This window comes from Ruegeria sp. TASC047 (assembly GCF_059612445.1).
This window is the reverse complement of sequence record NZ_JBXWQP010000021.1, coordinates 1-12105: the sequence shown is the minus strand read 5'-3', so window position 1 is coordinate 12105 and position 12105 is coordinate 1. Positions and strand designations below refer to the sequence as shown.

The following is a 12105-nucleotide window of genomic DNA, read 5'->3' as shown; positions in this document are numbered from 1 at the left end:
AGCGACCTGTTTTGGTGTAAGGTCCCCCAGAATTCATAAGTTTTCTTTTTTTTCGAGCTGATCATCTCAAGGTCAATACCCGTGATGGAAAAGCTTCTTTTTAAGAAAGTCGAGCTTTGGGTCTTGGGGCTGGTTCTGGTCACAGGGCTGTTATGCATGGTCCTGTTTGGTGCGGTCGTTCTCGATGAAGACCGGGGAAATGAAGATCGGGGTGGTGATCACTTCGGAGCGATAGGTGAAGCGGCACTGGCACTGGCCGAAATCCCCGAGAACGCGCGGCAAGCAATTAAGCAGATTGGGCGACCGGACACCAAAATGATGCCCTTTCTTCGTCTTTCAGCGGATGCAGATTTGCCCGCCGGATGGTCATGGAGGCAACCTCCTGGCTCTGGTGGGCTGACCGGGTACTTGCTAATAAGCCGCTATAACGGCGATCAGGCGCGACACGTGATCGAGTTGATGTCTCTGGAGACCGGAGAGATTCTCAGAACCTGGTCACCAGAGCCCGAAACGTTGCTGGCCACTGTTAACCGACTTCCGGAATTTGATGGGTTCGCACGCTACGAAAACTGGAATAACGCCTATTTTCGCTATATCCACCCGTACCTGACCGAAGAAGGGGATCTTCTGGTCAAAAACCACATTGCGCCGCTGTTCATGTTAACACCTTGCGGTGACGTCCGATGGTCACGAAGCGAATATTTGTTTCACCATTCAACCAGCCCTGACGGCCAGGGCGGTTTCTGGATCCCAAGTTACAAGCTGAATGACTGGCCTGAAAACCTGTCACCGAAATTTGCCCGCGAATCTCTGGTGCGGGTAAATGCCAAAGGTGAAGTGGTTTTCGAAGAGGCCCTGGATGAAATTTTAGATAGCAACGGCTTGCGCCACCTGCTGTTCCCCGCCGCCAATTTTTATCACGACCCAATGCACCTGAACGACATCGAGCCGGTTCTTACCAATGGGCCACATTGGAAAAGTGGGGACCTGTTTCTGAGTTTGCGCACGCCATCTCTTGTTATGCTCTACCGGCCGTCGACCCACGAAATCATCTGGTCCCAGGCAGGCCCCTGGTTGTCGCAGCATGACGTGGACATCCTTGATGATCACCGGATCGCGGTGTTCAACAATAACGCCTATGATCGCGGGCTTGGCGCACGTGTGGAAGGCATAAGCGAAACTTTGATCTATGATTTTGAGGATGGTTCAGTGGAAAGCCCCTTTCGTGCGGCATTGGAAGGTTTGGGGGCCGCGACAGTATCGGAAGGTTTGCAGGATTTCACACCGTCCGGACACTTGATTTTCGAAGAAGCAAACCGCGGCCGCGTATTCGCACTCAATAGCGCTGGTCAGATTGTCGCTACATTCGTCAACAGGGCACAAAACGGAGAGACTTATTCCCTGGGATGGTCACGTTACATATCTCAACCTCACGGCGAGAAAGCCCTGAAAGCCATCTCCGACAGCGGGTGTTAGGGTCACGAGCCCATGCATCCCCATCGCATATATTTTCTAATTCAGGGCACTTATTGTAATGTTACCCAAGAATATTTGACCCTGTCACCACCGGGCACACTTGGTTTTTGCTAAATAGAAATCATGAGCATACTCGAAAAAGATAGCGTGTTCCTAATTAGGCGTGAGCGCCGAAACGTGGCCGTCTTCATTGCTCTGGCAATCACAATTGTGCTGGCGATTATCTTGCGGTTATGGGGAATTGAATCCCGCAGTCTTTCTCATCCGGAAATCTATGTTCCCGGCATCCCTCTTGTTCCCGGCATCTCCGAGCCCCCCCCACGACTTGGGCTTATGGAAACGATCTGGTGGCACTTTCATGACGAGCCGCACCCTATGGGGTGGTATGTGGCCATGTTGGGCTGGACCAAAACGTTCGGAACCTCTCATCTCGCACTACGGTTTCCGGGTGTCCTGTTTGCCTTGGGCTCCATCCCGCTGATTTTCCTGATCGCGCGAAGCGTATTCGGATCGACCGTGGCATGCCTGGCCGCGTTATTGCTGGCGCTCCATGGCTTTCACATCGCATGGAGCCAGATGGCCCGCATGTATGTTGCGGGGGCTTTTCTGTCACTCTTGGCGACCTGGCTTTTGATAACCCTTGTAAGGACACGCAAACCAAGACCTGGAATCGAGATTGCTTATGTTGCTTCGGTCATGGCCGGAATTCTGACGGTCGAGTTCTTCTGGCCCTTGATCCTGCTCCACCTGTTTTGGACAATATTGGTTCTGCCCCGGCCCAATGTAGAGGTTGAATACCTTGCGTATCGGTGGCGGACCCCCAGGCTGTTTCAAATACAAGCCCTAGCCTTCATCCTGTCCGCGCCAGCACTGACGCATGCAGTTTACCGCGCGCGAAAAGCTGCGGTACGCGATCCAAATCCCGAATTTCTGGTAGAATACTTCTCCTTTGGGTTTCTATATGCGAAGGATCACCGCATCATTCCGATGCTACAGATCGGACCAGCCTGGACCTGGATTATTCTTATTTTTGCCCTCGTGTTGCTGGCAGCCAGCCTGAGAGCGCCAAAGCGCGAAGCGCCAGTTGTAAGCCTGGAGCGAAACATCCCTTTTTGGATTTTGGGTTTTGCGGCCATCTGTTCAGCCTGTTTCATGCTGTGGCTTGCCTCAATCGCTCACCGCCGGACCGAATTGCTGACGGCAATGTCCATTTTACCCTTTCTTGCGCTCCTTATTCCGAACATGGGCACGGCATGGCGCGGGCTAATCCCGAGACTGCCATCGAAAACCCTGCACTACCCTCAGGAACGAACCTTGCTCCTGTGGCTTCTTGGAGTGGCTTCTCCGCTGATCATTTTTGTGGCGTCCTACAAGGTATATGTTCTGGCCGACCGGGCCTTCTTACTCTTCATACCCTACTATCTAATCCTCTGTGCAGCGGGTGCCGTCTGGATATTCCGACGCCCGCCCCTCAAGCTGGTGTCGATAGGGATATGCGTCACCGTGTTTGCGTTCAGTATACCTTATGCCGCCCAAAAGCCCGGTGCTCCAAACGATTACCAAGGAATTGCACAAGCGATGCTGCCTGAAATGCGCCCTGATGACCTTGTCTTTATGCGGCAGGCACGCGACTGGACGGATACACCTCTGTTCTATTACATCAACGACGCCAATTTTATTGTATCGGAGCATGAGGCCGCCTTGCGTGCTCATCCAAGTGCCCGTGTCTGGTTGGTCACTTGGCCGGGCGAAGGAACCCCAACAGTATCCGATGCGCGGCGCGCAGCACTTCGAGGCTATAGGCAAACATTATTAATCGAAAAACGACGGGCCAACGCAGAACTCTTTGAACCCAGAACAAAGACCCATTGACCTCAGCGATTACCAGTCGAAACCCAAGCCATGACCTGAGTGACATTCTATATCTTGGAACGTCCAATGACCAAAAGTCCGCAACAGATACATAGCTTCACGGAAGAGCAGCTGTTTAGAACTGGCAAGTTTTTTTGACTTTAAATCATTATATTAGAGATATAATAGACAAAATATAACCAAATTGTTTAGCGCTTTGCATTCTTGAAATCCTGCCTATCATATCCGATAAGTATCCCTTATCACGATTGATTGATTTAACCGGAAAATACGCGCAGAGTGGCAGCCATGAAGCTCCTTGCGCCTTACCTCCCCAGCCCCTCCCCGGCCCTCTCCGCAGAGGATCAGGAGGCACTCACCGATCTTTATGTGCGCGGTACCCCCGCCAATACGCTCAGAGCGTATGAGCGCGATCTGCTCTACATCACCGCTTGGAAGTCCGCGCGGTTCGCAGCGACGCTGGACTGGCCGGAATCTGAGGCCACCGCCCTCGCCTTCATTCTCGATCACGCCCGCGATTTGAGCGAAGCGCCATTGGAAGACATCGCGCGTCAAACGGCAGAAGCGCTCGTCATGCAAGGACTGCGCAAATCCCTGGCCTGCCCGGCGCCTTCGACCCTGGACCGACGCATTGCCTCCTGGCTGGCCTTTCACCGGATGAAGAACCTCACCAGCCCGTTTGATACCCCGCAGGTGAAACAGGCCCGCGCCAAGGCGCGGCGCGCCGCCGCCCGCCCCCCTGCCCCGAAATCCGCCCATCCCATCACCCGCGATATCCTCGAACAGCTGCTGGCCACTTGCCGGGGTTCGCGGCGCGATTGCCGCGACCGAGCGCTCCTGATGCTGGGCTGGGCCAGCGGTGGGCGGCGAAGGTCCGAGATCACCGGGTTGATGCGGGAAGATGTGTCGTTGAAAGAGTTCGAGGCCACGGGTCTGGTGTGGATCTCACTGCTGGAAACCAAGACCACCCAAAAAGGAGAAACCCCACGGCTGGTGCTGAAAACCCGCGCCGCGCAGGCACTGGTGCATTGGATCGAGGTGGGCCAGATCGGGGATGGGCCGCTGTTCCGCCCGATCTCAAAGGCCGACCACGTGCTGAAGCGCCGCCTATCCCCGGATGCGATCTACCAGATTGTTCGGCGCCGCTTGAAACTGGCGGGGCTGCCTGAAGACTTCGCCTCGCCGCACGGGCTGCGCTCGGGGTTCCTGACACAGGCCGCACTGGATGGCGCCCCGATCCAGGCTGCCATGCGCCTGTCCCTGCATCGCTCCATGGCCCAGGCGCAGAAATACTACGATGATGTCGATATCGCCGAAAACCCGGCAAGCGATCTGTTGGGGTGAAAGAAAGGGCGGTTTCGCGCGCGAAACATCAGGTGCCGCGGGCGTGTAGCCAGGTTTTCAGTTCCATAAGAAATTCTTCAGACATCCCTCGACCGGACAGGGTGACCTGTGAACCGTTGCGACTCTGTTTCAAGTGAATGTCACCGAATGTCTCTTTCGAGACCGTCTCGGGAGCGGGCGATTTTACATCCCTTGAGGACAGGCTGTTTGCCGCGCGGGTCAAAACTGATATCTCAGTTTCCGATGTCTCCGGTGCTGCCTCGTGCAGAGCTTTGGCGATCGAAGAGGCCGCTTTCGACTCCTCTTTCACAATCTTAGCAATCGACAATCCCAACCGCTCAGGGATGGCCGAGGCAAACCGCAGGTGATCGTCCAGCGCGTGATAGATCGCGATGAAAGACCCGATCTTGGATCGTTTGGCCCGGCTGGCCGAGGCAAACAGCCCGCGCAGGGCGGCGGCTTCATCCGGATAAACACCCTGCTCTGCCGCGCGCGCCACGATCCGGGCACGCTCATAATAGCTCAGCCCGACGCGGATCTCATTTTCCTCGACCATGGCCACGTAAGCGTCAGATGCGCTCTGTGGTTGCCTGAGAAAGGCACGCACGGTTTCAAAGCGCGCCTCGCCCGTGTTCTGCGCCAAGGCGCGCAGCGCTGTCATCCGACGCCAGCCAGAGATCAGCCCATAACGCCCTTCCGGCAACTCCACGACCTCAATCGGTGTTTGCTGCCCGCGCGCCTTCAAGCTTTCCTTCAGCGCCTCCATATCCGCGTCATCAGCCGCCAGCCGGTCGCGCACCAGGTAGGTTTCCTCGATGGAATCCAGTGGCAGGTCCTGCACCAGCCGACCTTCGGCCCGCGCGGCACGCAATTCTCCGGACAGTTCCTCCAGTGCCGCCTGAGCCGCTGTGGCTCCGGCCACCTGTGCAACCGGAGGCGCAGCGCGGGGCGTATCCGCAGGGAACATAGGGTTCAACCCGGGGGCAGGGCGGGTGTCTTCCAGATAATCCGGCCGGGCAGGGGTCAACCGTTTGCGTTTTGCCATCACTTTCTCCTTTTCCAGCGCAGATCAGACCCTGTTTCGGGCGCCACTGATGTGTTTCGCGCGCGAAACATGATCACCTTAGCGCCAGTTCCGGCGTTCCCGCCGCTTCGGCCTGCTGGGCCAGTTCCTCACCTCGCCAGACACCAATCAGCAGCTTCTTGAACGAGGCATAGGTGGCATCAAAGGTTTCCCGCCCGCGCACATAGGTCTCGCGATTGAAATCACGGTAATCGGCCTCGTAGATGCCGTTGACTTGTTCCCCGGCCTGCCCGATCAGCGCCGTGTAGCCCTGCCAATGTGGCGACAGGGTGCGGCCCAGATAGGCCTGCATCAGCCCGGCCAGCTCTGCCTGCTGGCTGCCGTCATAGCGGGTGATGATTGTGCGTACGGCATCCCATTGAAACGCCATCTCAGGCCGTCCCAGGGCGCGGGCGGCCATGTTCTCTCCGTCTTCGATGGACTGGAAAGTGGAATGTAGCATGTCGAAAAACCGGCCGGTGGAATCAAACTCCAGGAACGACGCACCCATGGGCACCAGCAGGATATCCGAGGCGGCCAGCCCATTGATCGTCAGATAGCCAAGAGCAGGGGGGGTATCGATGAAAATGATATCGTAATCGTCCAGCACCCCATCCTCGTCCAGCGTATCGGTCAGAGCATCCCACAGCTTCCAGCTTCGGCCTTGCATCCGCCAGACGGGAATCTGGAATTCAGCCCAATACAGGTTCAACTGAGCGCCGATCAGATCGATATTCGGCCAATGCGTGGTCTGGATCAGATCGCTGCTGCGGACCTTCAGCGCTTCGGACAGGGTGTCGTCGATCGGATGCGGAGCCTCACCCCGATCAAGCCGTCCCTGATTGTCACGGCGCAGATGGGTGGCATAGTGGCGGGCGAGCAGAGGGAACACCGTCTGCCATTCATCGATTACCTTACCGCTAAAGATCGACGTCATCGAACCCTGACTGTCCAGGTCGATGACCAGCACCTTGTAACCATCCAGGGCGGCCGACATGGCCAGATGCGCGCAGGTTGAGGTCTTGCCAACGCCGCCCTTGAAATTGGCGACCGAGACGATCTTGGCAGGTAGCCCAATGGGCCGGTAAGGGCGGTACTCTTTGGCTTTGGACCCCTCCGAGGCAAAATGTGCCCGCAGCCGCAGAACCTGATCCAGCGTGAACCACTTGGCCCCGCCTTCGGTTTCGGATTGTCCCTGCGGCAGATCCGGGTTGCCCTTCAGCACACGGCGAAAATGGGCGGGTGCAACAGGGATCAGGTATTTGGTGATTTCCCAAGTTGAAAACAGGCGCAGCTTCTTCTGACCGTTTTCCTCCAGCCCCCGGTTTGCCAGATCGCTGCGACCCCGCGCACAAGCATCCGCGATTTGTGAGAAGTCACCCGTGCCGGTCGGATTTCCAAGCTCAGCATAAGCCAGATCCGGATCAATATTGAAATACGGGGGAAGCCCCTCGGAGGTTGCTGCTCGCATTGAAAGCCTGCCTATGTGCTATGTTTTGATCAATATACCACAAAAGGAAGCATGTGGAAGCATTATGAGTACAAAACCGAATTTTCTAAGCAAAATTAAGGGGTAGAAAGCCTTCGAGACGCTGCTTTTGAGCGTATAGCAAAAAAATGTTCAGTTAGAATCCTGTTATCTTATTAGTTACGGCTGAACTTGAGTTCTATTAAGTATAAGAAAAAAAAGAGGTTTTTGTATTTTTTGTGGATCATACTGAATCTGATCCCACGATAGGGTGACTCTGATCCCACGTTGTAGTGACTCTGATCCCACGTTTCGGCGGCTTTACGCTTCCTGTGGATAACTCTACGGTAGGCGTCAATAAAACCACGAACAAAGATTCGGGCAGGACATATGGGCAGGGCAGTATGAGCGGGTCAGGGGCGTTGTTGCCCGACCGGCACCCAACGGGTGATTTTTTTGTATGCGATATCTTCGATGCGCTGCCCAAGACAGATATGGGCTCGATGGAGCATCCGATGTTTTCGCTCTCGACCCGGCCGGATCGCCGGATCCTCAATTACGAGCATAACGGGGTCGAGATCACGGTGACGCCTTCGGTGCGGGGGCTGGCGACGATCCACGACAAGGACATCCTGATCTTTTGCATCAGCCAGTTGATGGCAGCGATCAATGCGGGCCGGACGGTCAGCCGGGTGTTGCATCTGAAAGCGCATGATCTGCTGGTGGCCACCAATCGCGAAACCAGCGGCGATGGCTACAAGCGTCTGCGCGAAGCGTTCGAGCGGTTGGCAGGCACTCGGATCACCACCAACATTGTCACCGGCGAGAAGGAAACCACCACCGGGTTCGGCCTGATCGAAAGCTGGGAAATCGTCCGCCACACCCGGGCGGGCCGGATGGTTAGCGTCAGTGTGAAACTGTCGGACTGGCTGTTTCGCGCGGTGCTGGCGAAATCTGTTCTGACCCTCAGCCGCGATTACTTCCGCCTGCGCAAACCGCTCGAGCGGCGCATCTATGAGCTGGCGCGCAAACATTGCGGGCGTCAGCCCGAGTGGCGGATCTCGGTCGAGGTGCTGTTGAAGAAGTCCGGCTCGGCCTCGCCCCGGCGGGTGTTCCGCAAGATGATCCGCGACATGATCGCAGCCGATCACCTGCCCGATTACGAGATGACCGAAGAGCCCGGCGACCTGATCCGCTTTTCGCGCCGTGGCCAGGTGGTCGAGGGACCGGACAAACCGGTCCTGCCGTCACAGGCGCTTGAGGAAGCTAGGGCAATGGCACCGGGCCGCGATGTCTATGCATTGGAGGCGGATTGGCTGGCCTACTGGGCCGCGTCCGGTCGCCCGCAAATCAGAAACCCGCAACGGGCGTTTCTGGGCTATGTGGCCAAGAGGGTCGCCGGGCGGGATTAGTCCTTAGCTGGAATAGGCGGGGTTTTGTTTCTGCACGCGTGTCTTCACGGCTTTGACAGCACCGATGACGATGAGAGCGGCGATGATGAACAGCCAGCCGAAGAGGACATAGCTGCCCAGGGCCATAAGGATGGACGCACCGGAGAACAAAGCAATCCCGGCGGCGCACAGGCCGACAAGAATGGCTATTCCGATAACTCCGATCATGTTCTCCAAGTCCTCCGGCTATGGTCTTGGTCTGGCCAGCCCCTGAGTGGTTGCAGTTCAGCCATTGGGCAGATGCCCATAATGATTTCGCGGTGAAATCATGGCAAAACTTTGAACTACAGAGGGTTAAAATTTGGTTATTTTTACCGGGAGGAGCTTTGCTCCACTACTCGTGCCACACCGCTTTATAATTTATTGAGACATAGGAGTGTCTGAGTGGATAGTTTCTCAAAACTTTTGTGACAGCAATATGGAACGCCCGCACCCCTAAAAATGTGCAAAGGTTCGCCTATGGCACCGCTCTGTCAATTTGCGGTTGCTTGGATGGAATGCCAGATGAGCGTGCGTTTCGGTCACCTAATGTCAGGGGGATCTGAGGGGGTCACATCTTGACTAAACGCCCGTCCGTCACCCTGATCCCTGTTTTCTCAAAAACATTGCGCGTATCAAAAACCAGCGCCGCCTCGCGCGCGACCAGACCGTAATCCGGGGCGCTGTGATCGGTGATTACGGCCACCGCCGCATAGCGTTTCAGGTTTTCTGCGGTCAGCGGCTGGGATGTGCGACCCGCAAGCTGCGGATATTCGCCGCCTTCGGGCAGGCGGGGGAAATACGGGTCGTGATAGTCCACTTCGGCCCCCAGCTTCTCGAGCTCGTCAAGCAGGACCAGCGCCGGGCTGCGGCGGGTGTCTTCGACATCGCGCTTATAGGCGATGCCCATCAGCAGGATGCGCTGACCGGTCAGGGGCTGCCCGGTCTCGGCGATGGCCGAGCCGTTACGCGCCGCCAGTTCGGCCGCCATCCGTGCCGCCAGCATGGATGGCACGGCGTCGTTGCTGGAGCGCGCCAGATTGATGATCGGCGTATCAGATCCTGCATCCGCGGCGCGCCAGGCCAGATAGGCCGGAGACACCGGGATGCAGGCCCCACCAATTCCGGGACCGGGATAGAAGGGCATGAAGCCAAACGGTTTGGTGGCCGCTGCCTCAATCACTTCCCAGACATCCACATTCATCGCCTCAAGCGCGGTCTTCAACTCGTTGACCAGCGCGATATTGACGGTGCGAAAGCTGTTTTCGACCAGCTTCACCGCTTCAGCGGTAGCGGCCGAGCTGACCGGAACGGCGCTGGTGACGATGGCGCGGTAGAAATCCTCGACCAGTTGCCGCGACAGCGGATCGTCGGCGCCCACCACCTTCGGGATGCTGTGCGTGTCGAACTTGTCATTGCCCGGGTCTTCGCGCTCGGGCGAAAACGCCAGGAAGAAATCACTGCCCGCGCGCAGTCCGCCCGCCTCAAGGATCGGCTGAACCAGAGTGGTGGTGGCGCCGGGCCAGACGCTGCTTTCCAGCACCACCATCTGACCGGGGCGCAGATGCTGCGCGATGGTCTGCGCTGCGGCGGCGACAAAGCGCATGTCCGGGTCTTGTGCATCGGTCAGCGGGGTCGGCACGCAGATCAGGATGATATCGGCCCCGGCCAGTGCCGCGGCGTCCTGCGTTGCGCGGAACCTGCCGCTGTCTACCGCTTGTGCGATCCGGTCTGACGCCAGATACGATATGACCTGATCGCCCTGATTGATCCGTGCCACCCGGTCAGGGTTGAGATCAACGCCAGTGGTATCGAACCCCTCATCATAGGCGGTCAGCGCCAGCGGCAGCCCGACATAGCCCAGCCCAACCACAGCAACCCGCGCATCGCGCGCCGCAATAAGCTGCTTGAGGGAAAGATGGTGCGAGGTTTCGTAGTTCATAATCTATCCTGATCGTACAAAGTCAGACTGAAATTAATTGACGGTGCTACTGCCGGAAACCCAGGCTCCTCCACGGATAGGGCGGAACGGAGGCGAATCCAACATATTTGTCAGCCCGGTCCGAGACTGCAGTATCGTGTTTCCCAAAGTGCCTCAATCTTTGGTCACTTGCGGTATTGTTGAGGGTATTTTTGATAAATCCAAGTAGGAAAATTCTTGTCATTTCGGGCGTAATGCTTGCCGAAACGACGCCTCGGCCAGCTCCGCGCCCTTGTCCCAACTGAACCGGGAAGCCTGCGCCAGCGCCTTTTGCGAAAGATCGGTCCGCAGGCCCGGTTCGGTCAGTAAACGGGCAGCCTGATTTGCCAGTGCCTGGCTGGACAGGGGGTCGAAATACAGCCCGCCATCGCCCACCACCTCGGGCAGGCTGCCGCAATCCGAGGACAAAACGGGGGTACCGCAGGACATCGCCTCAAGCGCCGGCAGACCAAATCCCTCCCAGAGCGAGGGGAAGACCAGCGCATCGGCTGTGTTGAGAAGCAATGCAAGCTGCTCGTCGTCGATCTCACCGGTGAAGATGATGCTTTCGGACCGCGCCGCATCGGCAGCAGCGCTGGCCTTGAGGTCTTCGACATTGTCCCAGAACCGCGCGCCGGTGGTGCGCCCGACAATGGCCAGGCGTGCATTTGGCACACGCGCCAGGATTTCAGGCATCGCCTCGATCAGCCGCAACACATTCTTGTGCCGGTTGAAGCCGCCCACATAGACCAGCAAGGGCGCGTCGGGCGGGATATCGTATGTCTGACGCGTCTGTGCCAGAAGCTGTGCGTCGTGGATTTGCCGAAAGACCGGCTCAGCCCCTTCGGTGATAATGTCGGTGCGATCTGCGGGGATGCGCAGAATACGTTCCAGATCATTGGCGGACGCCTGCGAGATTGTCATGATCCGCGTTGCCTGTTTCTTGGCCAGCCAGCATTTCACCTGCCACAGGCGGAAGTTCAGTTTCTTGGGGAAGATGAGATCCGGAAACCGTTCAGGAATGGTGTCATGAAAACACACGACCGAGGGCCGTCGGATCAGTTGCGGAAAATAGGAGTAGACCGCCGGATAGAAGAACAGATCGCATTCCATCCGCTGTGCGGATCGGGCCATGGTGATCAGATCGGCCCCGCCGCGCGCCGAGGCCCCGGAGGAGGCCTCTGACATCGACTTGTCCGACCCGGCAATCCGGATATCGACACCTTCGGGTACAGGCCGCGTCGGTTCCTGATCGAACAGCAACGTATAGCGAAAGCCCGATTGCCGGGCCGCCAGGGCAGGGATCAGATTGCGGGTGAAACGTCCAAAGCCACGTTCATTTTCCCAGGAACTGGCGTCTACACCGATATGCAGCATGTTTTTGCCTTGATAGCGGCCCCGAGATCCGGGCCATGCGGTTGCGTTTCAAATAATGGCATGGCGTCAGCCAAACCGGCCCCGCAAGTAGTCTGCTGTCGCCGCCAGACCTTTT

The 12105-nt window shown here is 57.3% G+C and carries 9 protein-coding genes; 4 read left to right on the top strand and 5 right to left on the bottom strand.

The window, feature by feature from the left end; genetic code table 11:
* Nucleotides 1-84 precede the first annotated feature (84 nt).
* The 3 genes from AC2FLO_RS05250 (at nucleotide 85) to AC2FLO_RS05240 (ending at nucleotide 4692) form a co-directional block, all read left to right on the top strand.
* The gene (locus AC2FLO_RS05250; RefSeq protein WP_496754293.1) at nucleotides 85-1476 is read left to right on the top strand and encodes an arylsulfotransferase family protein; all 1392 of its coding nucleotides are present in this window, start codon (nucleotides 85-87) and stop codon (nucleotides 1474-1476) included.
* Between the two features lie 123 nt (nucleotides 1477-1599).
* The gene (locus tag AC2FLO_RS05245) at nucleotides 1600-3348 is read left to right on the top strand and encodes a glycosyltransferase family 39 protein (protein ID WP_496811639.1); all 1749 of its coding nucleotides are present in this window, start codon (nucleotides 1600-1602) and stop codon (nucleotides 3346-3348) included.
* A gap of 288 nt (nucleotides 3349-3636) precedes the next feature.
* Entirely contained in the window at nucleotides 3637-4692 is a 1056-nt protein-coding gene (locus tag AC2FLO_RS05240; RefSeq protein WP_496754295.1) for a tyrosine-type recombinase/integrase, read from the top strand.
* Nucleotides 4693-4720: 28 nt separating this feature from the next.
* On the opposite strand, the gene AC2FLO_RS05235 is transcribed toward AC2FLO_RS05240, so the two are convergent.
* Complete coding sequence (locus AC2FLO_RS05235) at nucleotides 4721-5737, bottom strand: ParB/RepB/Spo0J family partition protein (protein WP_496754297.1); 1017 nt, start codon at nucleotides 5735-5737, stop codon at nucleotides 4721-4723.
* A gap of 73 nt (nucleotides 5738-5810) precedes the next feature.
* Nucleotides 5811-7226: an AAA family ATPase gene (locus AC2FLO_RS05230; RefSeq protein ID WP_394444395.1), complete on the bottom strand. Its 1416-nt coding sequence runs from the start codon at nucleotides 7224-7226 to the stop codon at nucleotides 5811-5813.
* A 401-nt stretch (nucleotides 7227-7627) separates the two neighbouring features.
* Here AC2FLO_RS05230 and AC2FLO_RS05225 point away from each other — a divergent pair, with 401 nt between their 5' ends.
* A complete protein-coding gene (locus AC2FLO_RS05225; protein ID WP_496754299.1) occupies nucleotides 7628-8635 on the top strand; it encodes a replication initiator protein A in 1008 nt (335 codons plus the stop codon).
* A 3-nt stretch (nucleotides 8636-8638) separates the two neighbouring features.
* Here AC2FLO_RS05225 and AC2FLO_RS05220 read toward each other — a convergent pair whose 3' ends face one another.
* From AC2FLO_RS05220 to AC2FLO_RS05210, 3 genes are all read right to left on the bottom strand, one after another.
* Nucleotides 8639-8842, bottom strand: coding sequence for a hypothetical protein (locus tag AC2FLO_RS05220; protein ID WP_209599306.1), 204 nt, complete (start codon nucleotides 8840-8842; stop codon nucleotides 8639-8641).
* A 382-nt stretch (nucleotides 8843-9224) separates the two neighbouring features.
* Nucleotides 9225-10595 (bottom strand): nucleotide sugar dehydrogenase, encoded by a 1371-nt coding sequence (locus tag AC2FLO_RS05215; RefSeq protein ID WP_496754300.1) that lies wholly within the window; start codon nucleotides 10593-10595, stop codon nucleotides 9225-9227.
* A 219-nt stretch (nucleotides 10596-10814) separates the two neighbouring features.
* A complete protein-coding gene (locus AC2FLO_RS05210) occupies nucleotides 10815-11990 on the bottom strand; it encodes a glycosyltransferase family 4 protein (protein WP_496754302.1) in 1176 nt (391 codons plus the stop codon).
* Nucleotides 11991-12105 lie beyond the last annotated feature (115 nt).